This window comes from Mesorhizobium sp. Cs1299R1N1, assembly GCF_037179655.1.
Lineage (GTDB): Bacteria > Pseudomonadota > Alphaproteobacteria > Rhizobiales > Rhizobiaceae > Mesorhizobium > Mesorhizobium salmacidum.
Genome location: NZ_JAPYKR010000001.1, coordinates 590,834 through 606,649, shown reverse-complemented (window position 1 = coordinate 606,649; position 15,816 = coordinate 590,834). Strand labels below are relative to the sequence as shown.

The 15,816-nt window shown below is 60.4% G+C and carries 13 protein-coding genes, 1 tRNA gene and 1 pseudogene; 5 read left to right on the top strand and 10 right to left on the bottom strand.

Annotated features, from left to right (window positions below; genetic code table 11):
• Positions 1-41: 41 nt before the first annotated feature.
• Positions 42-599: an HNH endonuclease gene (locus O7A70_RS02920; RefSeq protein WP_027143453.1), complete on the top strand. Its 558-nt coding sequence runs from the start codon at positions 42-44 to the stop codon at positions 597-599.
• A gap of 327 nt (positions 600-926) precedes the next feature.
• On the opposite strand, the gene O7A70_RS02915 is transcribed toward O7A70_RS02920, so the two are convergent.
• Entirely contained in the window at positions 927-1,445 is a 519-nt protein-coding gene (locus O7A70_RS02915) for a disulfide bond formation protein B (protein WP_337138928.1), read from the bottom strand.
• Positions 1,446-1,528: 83 nt separating this feature from the next.
• Positions 1,529-2,122: a YqaA family protein gene (locus tag O7A70_RS02910; protein WP_337138927.1), complete on the bottom strand. Its 594-nt coding sequence runs from the start codon at positions 2,120-2,122 to the stop codon at positions 1,529-1,531.
• A gap of 256 nt (positions 2,123-2,378) precedes the next feature.
• Between O7A70_RS02910 and O7A70_RS02905 the strand changes: the two genes are divergently transcribed.
• Positions 2,379-2,463, top strand: a tRNA-Leu gene (locus O7A70_RS02905).
• Between the two features lie 578 nt (positions 2,464-3,041).
• On the opposite strand, the gene O7A70_RS02900 is transcribed toward O7A70_RS02905, so the two are convergent.
• The 7 genes and pseudogenes from O7A70_RS02900 to O7A70_RS02870 form a co-directional block, all read right to left on the bottom strand.
• Positions 3,042-3,245 carry a CsbD family protein gene (locus tag O7A70_RS02900; protein WP_027143449.1) on the bottom strand — a complete coding sequence of 68 codons (204 nt, stop codon included), beginning with the start codon at positions 3,243-3,245 and terminating at the stop codon, positions 3,042-3,044.
• 323 nt (positions 3,246-3,568) lie between these two features.
• Positions 3,569-3,937 carry a GtrA family protein gene (locus O7A70_RS02895; protein ID WP_198028765.1) on the bottom strand — a complete coding sequence of 123 codons (369 nt, stop codon included), beginning with the start codon at positions 3,935-3,937 and terminating at the stop codon, positions 3,569-3,571.
• Between the two features lie 4 nt (positions 3,938-3,941).
• Positions 3,942-4,892 carry a WxcM-like domain-containing protein gene (locus O7A70_RS02890; RefSeq protein ID WP_337138926.1) on the bottom strand — a complete coding sequence of 317 codons (951 nt, stop codon included), beginning with the start codon at positions 4,890-4,892 and terminating at the stop codon, positions 3,942-3,944.
• On the bottom strand, positions 4,889-5,827 hold the full coding sequence (locus O7A70_RS02885; RefSeq protein WP_337138925.1) for a glycosyltransferase family 2 protein: 939 nt from the start codon (positions 5,825-5,827) through the stop codon (positions 4,889-4,891). The genes O7A70_RS02890 and O7A70_RS02885 overlap by 4 nt, the downstream gene beginning before the upstream one ends.
• On the bottom strand, positions 5,824-6,930 hold the full coding sequence (locus O7A70_RS02880; protein WP_337139032.1) for a DegT/DnrJ/EryC1/StrS family aminotransferase: 1,107 nt from the start codon (positions 6,928-6,930) through the stop codon (positions 5,824-5,826). The genes O7A70_RS02885 and O7A70_RS02880 overlap by 4 nt, the downstream gene beginning before the upstream one ends.
• Before the next feature lie 197 nt (positions 6,931-7,127).
• Entirely contained in the window at positions 7,128-8,408 is a 1,281-nt protein-coding gene (locus O7A70_RS02875) for a GNAT family N-acetyltransferase (RefSeq protein WP_337138924.1), read from the bottom strand.
• Positions 8,408-8,671, bottom strand: a pseudogene (locus O7A70_RS02870) (lipopolysaccharide biosynthesis protein); the annotation flags it as partial. The pseudogene O7A70_RS02870 and the gene O7A70_RS02875, both read right to left, overlap by 1 nt.
• A gap of 394 nt (positions 8,672-9,065) precedes the next feature.
• Between O7A70_RS02870 and O7A70_RS02865 the strand changes: the two are divergent.
• From O7A70_RS02865 to O7A70_RS02855, 3 genes are read left to right on the top strand one after another with little or no spacing between them, the layout of a single operon-like run.
• Positions 9,066-11,771, top strand: a complete 2,706-nt coding sequence (locus tag O7A70_RS02865) for a type ISP restriction/modification enzyme (protein WP_337138923.1) — start codon at positions 9,066-9,068, stop codon at positions 11,769-11,771.
• Positions 11,768-12,232, top strand: a complete 465-nt coding sequence (locus O7A70_RS02860) for a type ISP restriction/modification enzyme (protein ID WP_442921149.1) — start codon at positions 11,768-11,770, stop codon at positions 12,230-12,232. The genes O7A70_RS02865 and O7A70_RS02860 overlap by 4 nt, the downstream gene beginning before the upstream one ends.
• 32 nt (positions 12,233-12,264) lie before the next feature.
• A complete protein-coding gene (locus tag O7A70_RS02855; RefSeq protein WP_337138921.1) occupies positions 12,265-12,606 on the top strand; it encodes a hypothetical protein in 342 nt (113 codons plus the stop codon).
• Between the two features lie 391 nt (positions 12,607-12,997).
• Here O7A70_RS02855 and secA read toward each other — a convergent pair whose 3' ends face one another.
• Positions 12,998-15,730 (bottom strand): preprotein translocase subunit SecA, encoded by a 2,733-nt coding sequence (gene secA / locus O7A70_RS02850; protein WP_337138920.1) that lies wholly within the window; start codon positions 15,728-15,730, stop codon positions 12,998-13,000.
• Between the last annotated feature and the right edge of the window lie 86 nt (positions 15,731-15,816).

Genomic DNA, 15,816 nt, shown 5'->3' with positions numbered 1-15,816 from the left:
TCGATTTTCGGGATCATGTGCGAACCAAGGAGGTCAACAAGGTGACGGTTGCCGTATCTCCGGATGGGCTTCCAGCGCTGGTGCTGAATGCGGATTACCGTCCGCTCAGCTATTACCCCTTGTCGCTCTGGTCCTGGCAGGATGCCATCAAGGCGGTGTTCCTCGACCGAGTGAACATCGTCGCCGAATACGAGCATGCGGTATCCTCGCCGACCTTCTCGATGAAGCTGCCGAGCGTGGTCAGCCTGAAGGCCTATGTGAAGCCGTCCAGGCATCCGGCCTTCACCCGCTTCAACGTCTTCCTGCGCGATCGTTTCCAGTGCCAGTATTGCAGCACGCCCGACGACCTGACCTTCGACCATGTCATCCCTCGCCATCGCGGCGGTGCCACGACATGGGAGAATGTCGTCGCCGCCTGTTCGCCCTGCAATTTGAGGAAGGGCGGGATGATGCCGTCGCAGGCAAAGATGTGGCCGCTGCAGAAGCCGTATCAGCCAACCGTGCACGATCTGCACAATAACGGCCGGCTGTTCCCGCCCAACCATCTGCATGAAAGCTGGATGGATTATCTCTACTGGGATGTCGAACTGGAGCCTTGAGTCCGTTCGAGAATTCGGCACGCTGGCCGCCTGAAGCGTTTTTTGGGTCTGAGCGGCAACGGGGCAACAAAGGATTTCACGCATCGTCGCCATCGGTGCTTGAGGGTCGCGCAGCAGCCGGAGCTCCCTCGTGCGCTAAAATCCGGTAGTGCGAAGGCATATCGACCGAGCGCCGCATCGTGTCATGGACGTTTAATCCTGAGCGGTCGGCCGGATAACGATGCTGCCCGCCCACAAGCAGACCGGCGCATAAATCCCACTTCTCCGACCACAATGGGTCACTCAACCTGCCGAATTCTTGAATGATCTCGCGACGGCGCTGTTGTGTCAGTCGCGAGACAGAGCGCCGCGGAAGGCGACGGCGGCGAGGATCAGGCTGGCGATGGCATTCCAGCCGGCCAGGGACAGGCCGAGAATGCGCAAGGCGGCCTTGTCGCAGGAGGGCGGCACGAATTTGTCGAGCGCGTCGAGCACGCCTTTGCCGCCGGTGTCGACCGGTCCGGCGCCCGCCGTGCAATCGGCCGGACCCTGCCACCAGCCCCATTCGACACCGGAGTGATAGACGCCGAGATAGAGGCCGTAGAGCATCAAGAGGCCGCCGATCGCCAGCAGGCCGCGCGTCAACCATGCCGGTGCGTGCAGCATCGATGCGATCACCGCCAGCACCATCAAAGGCACGCCGATGTAGTATGGCGTGCGCTGTTCCAGACAGAGATGGCAGGGTATGTAGCCGCCGATGTGCTGGAAGCCGAGCGCCGAACCAACGGTCGCGGCCATCGCGACCGCGAGAAACAAGGCTGCCCGCGTCCGCTGGCGTCCGGTATCGGCATTCATGGTCGCTGTCATCGGTCTCTCGTCCATCGTGTTCGCCGTCCGCCAGATCTGCTTGCCACGCTCTCGAAACCGTTGCGCGGTTTGAGCGACAAGCGTCAGAGAGCGTATTTGATCAGGATATAGAGCAAAATCAGGGCAACCGCGGCGGCGCCGGCGATCAGGCCCAGGCGCTTTTCGATGAATTCGCGGATTGGCTCGCCATAGCGGCGCAAAAGCCACGCCAGGAGCAGGAAGCGGCCGCCGCGCGCGATGATGGCCAGCACGATGAACAGCGCCAGATTGACGCCAAGGGCGCCGGACAGGATCGTTACCACCTTGATAGGCGGCAGATGCGCGGCACCCGAGGTGACCAGCATCAGGGCGATGAATTCGATGCTCACGCCAGCCGAGGAGCGCAACTGCTCGAACTCGTCATACTTGCCGTAGAATTCGAGGATGGGCCGCGCCACCGCGTCATAGGCGTAGTGGCCGATGAACCAGCCGGCAATGCCGCCCAGCACCGAGGCGACGGTGGCGATGAAGGCATAGCGATAGGCGCGATCCGGCCGCGACAATGCCATCGGCAGATAGAGCACGTCGGCCGGCACCAGGAATACCGAGCTTTCGACGAAAGCGATGAAGGCCAGCCACCATTCGGCCGATTTGCGGGCCGCCAGCGACAGGGTCCAGTCGTACATTCCGCGAAGCATCGGCTCTCCTAGCGCAAGTGACCCAAAACCGCACGGCCGCCCTGGGACAAGGGCATGGATGAAAACAAGGACGCAAAGCGCGCCGCAGCATGTCTCGCCGCCTGTCTAGAAAGATTTTCCGCGCTGCACAATGGCAGCACCGCCACGAAATCGAAAGGCGAAGATTGGTCGCATCCAGTGCGATGCCGAAAATTGGCCAGTTGACGAACAGGCCTCCGACCGTATAGTCCGCGCCCATCCAGGCCGCCCGGCCTGAGCCCCTATGGCGGAATTGGTAGACGCGCTCGACTCAAAATCGAGTTCCGCAAGGAGTGCTGGTTCGATCCCGGCTAGGGGCACCATTTGATCGCTTTGAAGTCAACAAATCCAACCCCAAGACCGTGGGCGTGAGCCATTTTGGTCAGACCACATTTTAGCTCGCTGACCTCGGGGCTTCGCGCTAGGCTCTATCTTTGACGTTCATCGTTGGGAGGAAACGCGGTGAACATGACGCGGCATCGGATATTACCCCGCCTGACAAGCGAAGAGCTTGTTTCCATGACGCTATCGGGGTGGGAGGCATCTGCGATAATCTCCACACGGGAAGTGATCGCGGAGGTTCGACGCCTGGCGCCGGACTGGCCGTGCAGCGATGACGCCCTGGTGGAGGCCGTGGTCAAATTCGCAACTGGTCGGACCATGGCCGTTTGTTTTGACCATCGCGACCAACACGCCGTTTGAAGTTCGGCAACCATTCACCGGAGGTTGCGCGCGGGAAGGCTTTCAAAGCGGAAGGCGCCCGTGTGGCCGGAGTTTGCCGGCGTCAGCCAGTTCTCGGTCCGCAAGACAAAGCTGAGGACACCGCAGCTGTCTGCGCAGGACGGAGAAAGGACGCCGGCCCATGCCGGCGCCCTCTCAACAAAATGGACGTTTGAACGAACTACCAGCTTTGGCGGCGATACCAGTCGTCGACCTCCTGGCGAACGCGATCCTTCGCGATGCCGTAGCGTTCCTGAATCTTGCCCTCCAGCTGGTCGCGCCTCCCGGCGATCTGGTCGAGATCGTCGTCGGTGAGGTCGCCCCACTGTTCCTTCACCTTGCCCTTGAATTGCTTCCAGTTTCCTTCGATGCGGTTCCAATCCATGGTTCTCTCCTCGATGGTCTGTCGAAAGCAGGGCGAGCACGGCCCCGTCATGACATCCAAACATCCAGCTCTGCTAAAATGTTCCGGGATGGCTCTCCTATATTCAGCTACGGGTATCCGGAACCTGTTGGTCGCGTCGCATCGGGAGGTGGGCAGCGATGCAACACCAGCGTTTTGACCAACCCGTCCAGGTCGCACTTGGCAGGTCCGTTGCGGCATCCCGCGCCCCCGCCAATCCGGTCAGCGAAAGGAAGTCAGTTCCGAAAAATACATAGCAATAAAGGTGGCGAACAGGTTGATCGCCGGCTTGGTCGCGCGTTTGCCTATCTGCATGGTCGGCGAAGTATCCATCGGGAAATCAGGAAGTTGAGGATCGTCGTGACGGCAAGGGTCAGGAAGAACGCGACCGCGGTCTTCTGCAGGATGCTTCGCAGAAAGTGAAGACTCGCCAATCCGATCAGGAAGACGACAATGATCGAACCCCCCATCGCCAGGCGATCGGCAAAACCGGTGCGTCCTCCGGGAAAGACACGCTCGGGATAGAACATCATGACGAACAACAGACCGGCCAGCCAAGCAATGGCATAGGAAAGACCTGAAGGCAGGACAACGAGGCCGGCAAAATAGATGAGGCTGGTCAAAGCTGTGTTGAGACCACCGGCGACGAGGAAGCGGACGGCGTCTGCGCGCATTCGGTCAGCGGCCGTCCTGTCTGACTACGCTGAGGAAATCCGTATAATCCCTGATGTAGTCACTGGCGTCATAGTGATGCGAAGCCATGACCAGCAGGACCGTGTCTGGCTGGAATTTGTATTGGATTCCCCAGATGCCTGGCGGCATGTAAAGCCCGATCGACGGTTCGGCCAGTGAAACCTCTTTTCTGTCATGGCCGTTGTCGAGGACAACCGAAAGCCGGCCGTGGGCGGCGATAAGGAATTGATGGCATTCGCGATGCGCGTGCTCGCCCCTGACCTTATCGGAAGGCACGCCGTAGACCAGAAAGGAGCGTGCCGGTTTGAAGGGAAGGTTCGAGCCGAACTCCAGCGGTGCGATCTCGCCGCGCAGGTCGCCAAAATGCGGCAGCCGCCAGAGTTCGCCGCCGCCGATGCCAAGCGGCATTCTTTCGCCGGGCGTATCGGGGAATGTCTGCGTCACTGTCGGCTGGATTTGCGGACCGGTCTGGTAGCCGATGATGATGGCTGGATTTCCGACCACCACGGCATTGGGGGGGACGTTTTTGGTCACCACCGCGCCGGCGCCTATCATCGCCTGACGTCCGATGACTATGCCTGGCAGGATGGTCGCATTAGCGCCTATTGATGCGCCGTCCTCCACCGTCGTCAGAAGAAATGCCTCGGGACACTCTTTCGAGCGCGGGAAACGATCGTTGGTGAATGTCGCGTTTGGACCAACGAACACGCGGTTCCCAAGGCGGAGGCCGTCCCACAATTGAACGCCACTTTTTATGGTCACGTCATCACCGATCACCACGTCGTTCTCGATGAAAACATGATCACAAATGTTGCAGCCCGCACCGATAACGGCGCCCGGCAGAACGTGGGCAAACGCCCAGATGCGTGTTCCCTGGCCGATATGCGGACTTTCGCAGATGCCCTGCTCATGAACAAAAAATGCCTTGTCGGTCATTTCGATGTCCCCTCGACGACGCGGCTGATCACCCGGAGGGGCCGTGACTTGGTGTTTTCAACCGCCCGCCAGAGATAGCAGCCGAGAATGCCCTGGACCATCAGACTGGCCGATCCGAAGCCCACGATCAGCAGCACCAGCGTTGTGTAGCCGGCCGCGTCAATGTTGCCGAGCAACCGCGCCGCGACGGTAACGGCGGCAAAGAGCAGGCTGAGCAGGCAGCCTGCAAAGCCCACCCAAAGGGTCAGAATTATCGGGAAGTCGGAGAACGAAAAGATGCTGTCCATCATATATCTGAAGCGACGGGCCATGCTCCAGGCACTCGTCCCGTGCTCTCGTTCGCGCCGGCGATAGGGCACGAATTCCCGCCTGAAGCCGACCCAAAACAATTGCACGACAAGCGAGGAGTTGGGCTCCTCGATGGACAGGATCGCTTCCAGCACCTGACGGTTGCAGGCAAAAATATCGACCCCGCCACTCGGCATGCTGGGCAGGACGAGCTTGCGGTAGGCCGCCCAGAACGCTTTCGACAAAAACCGTGTGATCGGCGGATCATTGCGGCCGGTCCTGCGTCCAAATACGACGTCGGCGCCATCCTTATCCAGGATCGAGAAGAACTCCACGATCAGTTCCGGCGGCTCCTGGAGGTCGGCGGCCATGGCGGCGACATGATCGCCAGAAGCATGCTCGAGACCGGTTCGAATGGCGGTGAAAGAGCCGAAATTCCGGCTGTGAAAGATGATCTTGTAGTCGAAGCCGGAGGTCTTCAGCGCATTGAGAAGCAAGGGCCCCGATTCATCCGGCGACCCATCGATGACGAAGACGAATTCGATATCGCCCTCATATCGGGCATGAAAATTGGCGACCGCCTGCATCAGGGAGGGGATATTTGCCTGATTGCGGTAGATCGGAAAAACGATCGAGCGTGTCGTCACATTGCCTCCCATTGGGCGAGCGCCAGACAGACCTGGCCGACCTCGTCATTCGTCATGTCGGGATAGCATGGCACGGTGCAGAGACGGTTGACGCTGGCCCGTGAGACCACCAGATTTTCGTTTCCTTTCATCGGCAGTCCTGCCCAGCCGACCTGATCGCAGTCAAGGACGGGGTAGTGGATCTCGGTATCGACGCCACGCTCCTTCATGAAAATCCTGAATGCATCGCGCTCGTCGCACAGGGCGACGGCAAGGTGCGCGACCGCGCCGTCACCGCCTTCCACGAATTGCAGCCGCCGCCCGGCGGCCGACTTGTAGCGGCCCAGAATAGCACGGCGCTGTTCGTTTCTATCGCCCAGGTCGCGCAGAAGGACATCAAGAACGGCCGCCTGGACCTCATCCATGCGGGAATTCCGGCCATAGGGTACGCCGACATGGTATTTTGAAATCCAGCCATATTGCTGCAGCCGCCGCACATGTTCGGCGATCGCCGGGTCCGACGTCAGAATGGCGCCTCCGTCACCCGCCGCGCCAAGATTCTTGGTCGGGTAGAAGCTGAATGTCGACACGTCCGCGAGCGAACCCGCCACGCGCCCGCCGATACGTGCGCCATGTGCCTGCGCACAATCCTCCACGATCGGAATATGTGAGAGGCCGGCCTCGGCAAGCGCGCTCTTGATGGCGCCGACATCGACGACGCCACCATAAAGATGCGTGACGACGATGGCAGCGGTATCGATGCCGGCCGCGGCCAGCACCGATGAAACGCTGATCAACTGGCTGGCTGCCTTGACGTCGACATAGTGGGGGACAAGGTCGTTGTGCCAGCAGGCGCAACTTGCGTAGCCGCCGGCATTGGCAGCCATGATGACTTCGCGTCCCCGAGCGCCATTGCGTGCGACAACCGCGGCCAAGGCCAGTTCGAGAGCGTCCGTTCCGTTGGCCACAAGAACGCAATCCGAGACGCCGATGAAGCCCGCAAAGTTGGCGGCAAATTTCTTGCCCATCGCGCCATTGAGCCACCATCCGGAGCGCAGTGTGCTTGTTACTTCACGTTCAATTTCGACTTGGTATCGTTGATACAGTCGCTTGAGGTCGTTCATCGGGACGGAATCTTGTTTCGTCATCGGCGACTCAATGGCTGAATCTGTTTTTCACTTCGAGAGTGGTCGCTGGACACAACTCTTGGCAAGCTGAATTAATGCTGTTGTCAAGAAACCGCGACCTCCATTGCAGAACGCGATACGCCGGCTGCGCGACAGGTTGATTGACCGCGGCCAGGCTCGTCTCCACGGACCCCTTACCGCCTTTTCAGCAAACTCTTCATCCGGTTGCGCAGCAGTCGCGCCATGTTGCGGGTCTCGCGGTAGAGGTGCAACTGGGAGGCGGCCTGGCGGGCGAGGCGGTCGGCGTCGCGAGTCAACCCGATCACCAGCGTGCCGACCGGCTTGCGCTCGCTCCATAGCCGGCTCATCACCGGGTGATCGGGCACGGTGCAGGAATCGGTCATCATGATGTTGGGATCTTCGAGATGCTGCCTGGTGACCTCGATCATCAGCAGCGTGCCGGGCGAATATACGGCCAGCGTCTCGTCATAGGCTGTCTTCCAGGTGTAGGCGACGCCGGCTTCGACGAAGACGATCAGGCAAGCGATGGTGCGGCCGTCGAGCGTCAGCGAATGAATGCGGCACATGTCCTGTTCGGCCAGCCGGTGCACAGCCTCGCGCGCGAAGGCGGCGCGGAAGCGGTCGATCGCCATGGCTGTGCGCTCGCGGCCTTTCCAGCCGGACGCTTCCAGCGTCAGGAAGTGCTCGATGGCGTGGCGGATTTCCTCGGGGCCGCGTGCCACGACATGTTCAAGCTTGCCGAGATCGCCTAGGCGCCGCTTCAGGCGGCGAAACTCGCGATAATGGTGCGCGCGCAGCGAAGCCTTCAGATAGTCGTCGCCGTCGAGTTCGCTCTCCAGCACCGGGCGTGAGGTCTGGCCCGTGGTGACCAGCATCAGCCCGCGCGTCTCGGCCACGGTGCCGATCAGGCTCGCCACCGGACCGTCCAGCCTGATGTCGGGCAGGACCAGGACTTTCGGCAACTTCAAATGCGGGCGCGACAGCATCGAGAAGAAATCCTCGACCACGCCGACCGGATCGTCGCGGTCGATCAATGGCGTGCCGAGCGGACCGAACGGGCTCGACCATGTGCGCATGACCGGCACGCCCAGCGGCACCACCGGCCGTTCCACCGAGATCGGCACCAGCAGGCGCAGCCGATTGCGGTATTCATCACCGTCGCGGATCACTGCAAGGCGCACCTCGCGGTCTTCCAGCCGGGGCATGGCCGGCGCCAGGAAACGTGGGTTGAAGAAGACGTTCGGCTCGATCGTGCGGGCGCAGAGATAATCCAGTTCCTCGACCAGGTCGAAGCCGGCCGATGCCGGGTAGATGGCGAGTTTGCGCTCGGGCCGGTTGTTGGCGAGGATCTCGATATGGGCCGGATCGGCGTCGCGCGCCAGCCCGGCAAGGCCGGACACCATGGCGCCGGCGGAACCGCCGCTGGTTTCCTCGAGCAACGGGATGGCGGCCATCAGGCGGCTCCTTTGGCTGGCACGAAGATCGCCATGACGATGCCGAGCTTGCGCCGGACCCTGAAGGACAGCGCGCCGGCCTCGAAGATCATGGCGAAGGCGGTGGCCACGGCCGCGCCCCACAGGCCGAAAAACGGGATCAGCACCACGATGAGCCCGATGTTGAAGGCCAGTGTCACGGCATGGACGGCTGCGCGGACATTCTGGTTGCCGCTCATGGTGAGCAGGCTTTCGCAAGGACCGACGGCGGCGCGAGCCACGACGCGCTCGTCGGCGGTAAGCAGCACGGCGTCGATGCGGTCGAGCAGCGGCCCCAGCGCCAAACGCTGCGGCAAGAACCGCCCGGCAGTCGTGGCCGCGGAAAAGCGCACCCCGATTTCTCTCCGTTTTCCGCCTCTTTTCAGGCTTTGGTGTAGCGAAGACACCTTAAGAAAGCGTGGGTGGGGAGCTTCCTTCTCCCTATCACCATACGGGGAGAAGGTGCCGGCAGGCGGATGAGGGGCGGCGCCGGCTTCGGAGCATTTGTCCTGTGATAGAGGCGCTCTTGGGGAAAAGTACGAAATGGGCAAAGGTTCGCGAAATGATGGCGGGCTTCAGTGTTCAAGCACTTTCCCGGAAGCGCGAAACCCGCTCTAATGCGTCCGCTTTGGGGGAATCATGTCGCAACTTCTAGTTCAGCAGTATCTCAACGAAATCGACAGACTAAGGAAGTTTTCTGGATCGCTCACAGAGGGCGTGATCTCGGAAGCGTTCAAGGATTTGCTCAAGGCATGGGCGCGTCAACACAATCTGCATTTCATTAGCCAGTACGAATTTCTGTCTCCACAGAAGAACAGGATCAGGCCTGACGGCACAATCTTGCATGATCTGCGTGTGCCGCTCGGCTATTGGGAGGCGAAGGATACCGCCGACGATCTCGACGAGGAAATCCGCAAGAAGCTGGCCAAGGGCTATCCCCAAGACAACATCATTTTCGAAAATTCAGAAGCGGCGGTCCTGATCCAGAACCGGCAGGAAGTCTTTCGCTGCTCGATGACGGACACTGACAAGCTGCTCAAGCTCGTGTCGTTGTTCTTCGGTTACGAGCGCGAGGAAATCCGCGATTTCCGCAAAGCCGTCGAGCAGTTCAAGCACGACATCCCGGCGGTGCTGACGGCGTTGCGCGAGCGTATCGACGCGGCATACGCCACCAACGCCGATTTCAAGGCAGCAGCGGACAAATTCCTGCAGCATGCCAAGGACACGATCAACCCCTCGGTCGGCGAAGCCGATATCCGGGAAATGCTGATCCAGCACATCCTGACCGAGGAAATCTTCGCCCATGTGTTCGACCAGGGCGACTTCCACCGCGAGAACAATATCGCCAAGGAGCTCTACGGGCTCGAGGCAAAGTTCTTCACCGGCCAACTGAAGCGTGAAACGCTCAAGAGGTTGGAAACCTATTATTCGACGATCCGCGCCAATGCGGCGTTGATCTCCAGCCATCAGGAGAAGCAGCAGTTCCTGAAGCTGATCTACGAGAATTTCTATAAGGTTTACGACAAGAAGAAGGCCGATCGGCTGGGCGTCGTCTACACGCCGAACGAGATCGTGAAGTTCATGATCGAGGGTGCCGACTGGCTGACCCAGAAGCATTTTGGCAAATCACTGATCGATCAGCATGTCGAGATTCTGGACCCGGCGACGGGCACGGGCACGTTCATCTGCGAACTGTTGGAACATTTTCGCGGCCAACCGCAAAAGCTCGCGCACAAATACAAGAATGAACTCCATGCCAACGAAGTGGCGATCTTGCCCTATTATGTCGCCAATCTGAACATCGAGGCGACTTACGCCGCGATCTCAGGCCAATTTGCCGAGTTTCCGAACCTTTGTTTCGTTGACACGCTGGACAATGTGGGCGGGCTCGGCATCAAGGCCGGTCACCAACACGACCTGTTCGGAGGGCTTTCCGATGAGAACGTGGTGCGCGTGAAACGGCAGAACGCGCGCAAGATTTCCGTCATCATCGGCAACCCGCCTTACAATGCCAACCAGGCCAACGAGAACGACAACAACAAGAACCGCGAGTACAAGCGCATCGATGAACTGATCAAGTCAAGCTACATCAGGCTCTCTACGGCGCAGAAAACCAAGGTCTACGACATGTATGCTCGCTTTTTCCGCTGGGCGTCGGATCGCATGGCCGACGACGGCGTGCTGGCGTTCATCACCAATCGTAGCTTCATCGAGAGCCGGACGTTTGATGGGTTCCGCAAGGCGGTCGAACAGGAATTCAACGAGATCTATATCGTCGACCTCGGCGGCGATGTGCGCGCCAATCCGAAACTTTCAGGTACCAAGCACAATGTCTTCGGCATCCAAACCGGCGTGGCGATCTCCTTCTTCGTCAAGCGTCACAAGCAGAAGGGCTGCAAGATTTTCTACGCCCGACGGCCGGAAATGGATACGGCCGAGGACAAGCTTAGCTTTCTGGCGAACAGCAAGGCATCGGCCATTTCGTTTCAGCGGATCGAGCCCGACAAGAAGGGGAACTGGGTCAACCTGACGGAGAACGACTGGGACGAACTGATTCCTGTGGCGGACAAAAGGACCAAGGCGGCGAAGACGAAGGCGCAGGAAAGAGCGATATTTCGGCTGTTTTCGTTTGGCCTTGTTACCAATCGGGACGATTGGATGTACGATCGCTCAATCGAAAAGTTGAGCACAAAGGCTTCATACCTTGTTGATCGATACGAGTGTGATCGTAAGTCCGGCCCTCGTGATCGACAGGGCAGGCTTGATGTAGAGAAACTCGATAGCAGCATAAAGTGGACGCGCTCGGTTAAGCGAAGCCTCCAAAACGATCAACCACTTCACCTTTCCGATGCGGGAACGGTTGATGTAATGTATCGACCATTCGATCGGCAGAAACTTCTTTTCTATCCACCACTGATTGAGATGCTAAATCAAACTCGCGCAATCTACGGAGAGCGTGGCGGGGCGTTAAACCCAACCGCAGTATTTGCAGACCCGACATCACAAAAACCGTTTATGGTGACGGCAAGTGAAAGCTTGATAGATATGCACCTAGTCGGTGCCGCTGCGGGGGCCACAGCGCTTCCCCGGCACCGTTATTCTAAAGCTGGCGAGCGCGTCGACAACATCACCGACTGGGCGCTGAGGGAATTCCAGAAGGCATATGGCAAGGAAGGTCAGGGCGTTCCAGTCGCCTCACGCGAAGGGGATTTGACGAACGAGAAGATTGACCACCCACGGAAAGTGGCTTCAGTCCTAACTAAGGACGACATTTTCTACTACTCTACTACGTGTATGGGGTGCTGCACGACCCAGTGTATCGCGAGAAATATGCGATCAATTTGAAGCGCGAGTTTCCGCGCCTCCCGTTCTATCCCGACTTCTGGCGTTGGGCCGAATGGGGCAAGAGGCTGATGGGCCTGCACATCGGCTATGAAGCGGTGGAACCGTGGCCGCTGGATCGGCTGGATACGCCGGACGAGAAGGCGCGTGCTGCCGGTGTGGTGCCCAAGGCGATGCTGAAGGCTGATCGTGATAATGGCATTATTCGCCTCGACACCGAGACACAGCTTTCCGGCATTCCGAAAGAGGCATGGGACTATCGGCTCGGAAACCGCTCCGGCCTCGACTGGATTCTCGACCAGTACAGGGAGAAGACCCCGAAGGATCCGACGATCCGCGAGAAGTTCAACACCTACCGCTTTGCCGACTACAAGGAGAAGGTGATTGATCTTCTGGCGCGGGTGACGCGCGTGAGTGTCGAGACGATGGCAATTACCGAAGCGATGAAAGCGGCGAAGCGATGACGACCAGGTCGCGAACACTTGCCCATCCAGCCGTGGAGGTCAGCGCGCTCGACTTCTATCAAGCGGTCGCGAAACTGCCGCAGATGCGCCGCGCGCCGGCTGGAGCAAAAGGCAGCATCCCAAAGGACACGCTGCTCTTGCCTGCTGACGGAGGCGTCATGATCGAAACACCGATCATGGGCTCTCTGGTGCATTCGTCACCGTCATGGCTGGTCCAGGTGTCGGCTGACGCGCGCAAGCTGCTCGACCTGTGCGAGAGGTACAAAAAGCTTGGCGCTTACAAAGATCCAAAATCCGTGTTTCTGGTCAGCGTGGCGGACGGCGAATTGCGGGTAAAGTTCAAGACCACCACGATTGGGATACCGACCCTTTAGAGAGTTGGCGGGACAGCGCCCCCCTCTGGCCTGCCGGCCATCTCCCCCACGGGTGGGGAGATTGGCTAATCGCGAAGGCCGGCGCCGGCAAGTTTGAAATCGGTCCGACCCGGTCAGAAGGCGGCCCCAAATAAAAACCCGCCTTTGCGGCGGGTTGTTGGCGCGAGTCGGCACCATGGATGGATTTGTAGCATGACTGCCCTCAGCAGTCAATCCCAGGTTGTGGGAATGATGGGGATGTCGGCCGTGTGACCTGGGGCTTGCGCCGTGCTGGGGAGTGAAATCGCCGGAACGAATTTGCCGGTCGTCGATCGCGAAGGCTGGCGCTGCCCCTCATCCGGCCCTTCGGGCCACCTTCTCCCCGTGAAACGGGGAGAAGGGAAGCGCGCCGTTAGGCGAACGCGCCGTGACAGTGCTTGTATTTCTTGCCGGAGCCGCAGGGGCAGGCTTCGTTGCGGCCGACCTTGCCCCAGCTTGCGGGGTTGTTCGGGTCGCGGTCTTCGGGGGCGACGATGGCGGTTGTCTCGGGGCGCACCAGAAGGGCGGTCTCACCACCATCGAAATCATTCTCGCCGGTGGTGCCGTCGATATGCGTGCCGAACATGTCGGGCGCTTCCGGCGGTGGGGCTTCGGCGGCCTGGCGGACCAGTTCGACGCGCATCAGCTGCGCGGTGACGGCCTGGCGCAGATTGCCGAGCATCGCCTGGAACAGCTCGAACGCCTCGCTCTTGTATTCCTGCAGCGGATCGCGCTGCGCGTAGCCGCGGAAGCCGACGACCGAGCGCAGATGGTCGAGATTGACGATGTGCTCGCGCCACAGATGGTCGAGCGTCTGCAGCACCACCGAGCGCTCGACATAGGTCATCACCTCGGGGCCGAAACGGTCGGCGCGCTCCTTGGCGGCGTCGGCGGCGGCGGCAGAGATGCGCTCGCGGATGTCGTCCTCGGCGATGCCTTCTTCCTTCACCCAGTCCTCGACCGGCAGGTCGAGATTGAGGAATTCGGCGACCTCGGCCTTCAGGCCCGCGACGTCCCACTGCTCGGCATAAGCGTTTTCGGGTATCGCCTTGGCGACGATCTCGTCGATGACGCCTTCGCGCATCTCGCCGATGGTTTCCGAGAGGCCTTCGCCGTCCATCAGCTCGATGCGCTGCTCGAACACCACCTTGCGCTGGTCGTTGGAGACGTCGTCGTATTTCAACAGATTCTTGCGGATGTCGAAGTTGCGCGCCTCGACCTTCTTCTGCGCCTTTTCCAGCGCCTTGTTGATCCACGGGTGGATGATCGCCTCATCTTCCTTGAGGCCGAGCTTCTGCAGCATGCCGTCCATACGCTCGGAGCCGAAGATGCGCATCAGGTCGTCCTGCAGCGACAGGAAGAATTTCGAGCGGCCGGGATCGCCCTGGCGGCCCGAACGACCTCTGAGCTGATTGTCGATGCGGCGTGACTCGTGGCGCTCGGTGGCGAGCACGTAAAGGCCGCCGGCGGCCAGCGCCTTTTCCTTCAGGCGCTCGACGTCGGCATAAATCTCCTTTTCACGCGCCTCGCGCTCGGGACCCTCCGGCATGTCGCCCAGCTCGTCGGCGATGCGCATCTCGGCATTGCCGCCAAGCTTGATATCGGTACCGCGGCCGGCCATGTTGGTGGCGATGGTGATGGCGCCGGGCTTGCCGGCCTGGGCGACGATCGCCGCCTCGCGCTCGTGGTGGCGGGCGTTCAGCACCTCGAAATCCGTGAAGCCTTCCTTGCGCAGGCGCTCGGCCAGCTGCTCGGACTTCTCGATCGACGTCGTGCCCACCAGCGTCGGCTGGCCCTTGGCGCTGGCTTCGCGGATCTCCCTGACGATCGCCTTGTACTTCTCCTCGACCGTCCGGTAGACCTCGTCGTCCTCGTCCTTGCGGATAACGGGCAGGTTGGTCGGGATCTCGGTGACTTCGAGACCGTAGATGTTGCCGAATTCCTCGGCCTCGGTCAGCGCCGTGCCGGTCATGCCGGAAAGCTTCTTGTAGAGGCGGAAATAGTTCTGGAAGGTGACGGAGGCGAGCGTCTGGTTCTCCGGCTGGATCGCCACATGCTCCTTGGCTTCGAGCGCCTGGTGCAGGCCTTCCGAATAGCGGCGGCCCGGCATCATGCGGCCGGTGAACTCGTCGATGATGACGATCTCGCCGTTGCGCACGATGTAGTCCTTGTCGCGCTGGAACAGCCGGTGCGCCTTCAGCGCGTTGTTGACGTGATGGACGATGGCGACGTTCTCGACGTCGTAGAGCGACTCGCCCTTGAGCAGGTCGGCATCGCGCAGCATGTTCTCCAGCTTCTCGGTGCCTTCCTCGGTGAAGATCGAGGTCTTCTGCTTCTCGTCGATTTCATAATCCTGCGGCTGCAGCTGGATGATGAAGGTGTCGATGGTGTTGTACATTTCCGAACGGTCCTCGAGCGGACCGGAAATGATCAGCGGCGTGCGTGCTTCGTCGACCAGGATGGAATCGACCTCGTCGACGATCGCGTAATTGTGACCGCGCTGCACCATCTGGGCGCGCTCATACTTCATGTTATCGCGCAGATAGTCGAACCCGAGCTCGTTGTTGGTGGCGTAGGTGACATCGGAGGCGTAGGCGACGCGGCGCTCCTCGTCCGACAGGCCGTGGACGATGACGCCGACCGAAAGGCCGAGGAATTTGTAGACGCGGCCCATCCATTCGGAGTCGCGGGTGGCGAGGTAGTCGTTGACGGTGACGACATGGACGCCGTTGCCGGCAAGCGCGTTGAGATAGACCGGCAGCGTCGCGACCAGGGTCTTGCCCTCGCCGGTGCGCATCTCGGCGATGCCGCCATTGTGCAGCACCATGCCGCCAACCAGCTGGACGTCGAAGGGGCGCATGCCGAGCACGCGGCGCGCCGCCTCGCGGGCGGTCGCGAAGGCGGGGATCAGCAGGTCGTCAAGGCTGGCGCCGTTGGCGATGTCCTGGCGGAACTTTTCCGTGCGGCCGGCAAGCTCGGCGTCGGAGAGTGCCCGCATCTCGTTTTCCATGGCGTTGATCGCCTCGACGCGGGGGCGGGTCGATTTGACTCGACGGTCGTTGGAGGAACCGAAAACCTTACGGGCGAGACCGCCGAGACTGACCATCCAATGGTCCTTTCGATAGAATTCTCAATCTTGAGACAGGCGCCGGCCGGCCCCATCACATCCACGTGAACGCACCGCCTGAATGC

What these genes read in the sequence shown, in the direction of transcription:
- O7A70_RS02915 (WP_337138928.1), bottom strand. Translation starts at nt 1,445, where the DNA reads ATGACAGCGACCATGAATGCCGATACCGGACGCCAGCGGACGCGGGCA.
- O7A70_RS02910 (WP_337138927.1), bottom strand. Translation starts at nt 2,122, where the DNA reads ATGCTTCGCGGAATGTACGACTGGACCCTGTCGCTGGCGGCCCGCAAA.
- O7A70_RS02900 (WP_027143449.1), bottom strand. Translation starts at nt 3,245, where the DNA reads ATGGATTGGAACCGCATCGAAGGAAACTGGAAGCAATTCAAGGGCAAG.
- O7A70_RS02895 (WP_198028765.1), bottom strand. Translation starts at nt 3,937, where the DNA reads ATGCGCGCAGACGCCGTCCGCTTCCTCGTCGCCGGTGGTCTCAACACA.
- O7A70_RS02890 (WP_337138926.1), bottom strand. Translation starts at nt 4,892, where the DNA reads ATGACCGACAAGGCATTTTTTGTTCATGAGCAGGGCATCTGCGAAAGT.
- O7A70_RS02880 (WP_337139032.1), bottom strand. Translation starts at nt 6,930, where the DNA reads ATGAACGACCTCAAGCGACTGTATCAACGATACCAAGTCGAAATTGAA.
- O7A70_RS02875 (WP_337138924.1), bottom strand. Translation starts at nt 8,408, where the DNA reads ATGGCCGCCATCCCGTTGCTCGAGGAAACCAGCGGCGGTTCCGCCGGC.
- O7A70_RS02865 (WP_337138923.1), top strand. Translation starts at nt 9,066, where the DNA reads ATGTCGCAACTTCTAGTTCAGCAGTATCTCAACGAAATCGACAGACTA.
- secA (WP_337138920.1), bottom strand. Translation starts at nt 15,730, where the DNA reads ATGGTCAGTCTCGGCGGTCTCGCCCGTAAGGTTTTCGGTTCCTCCAAC.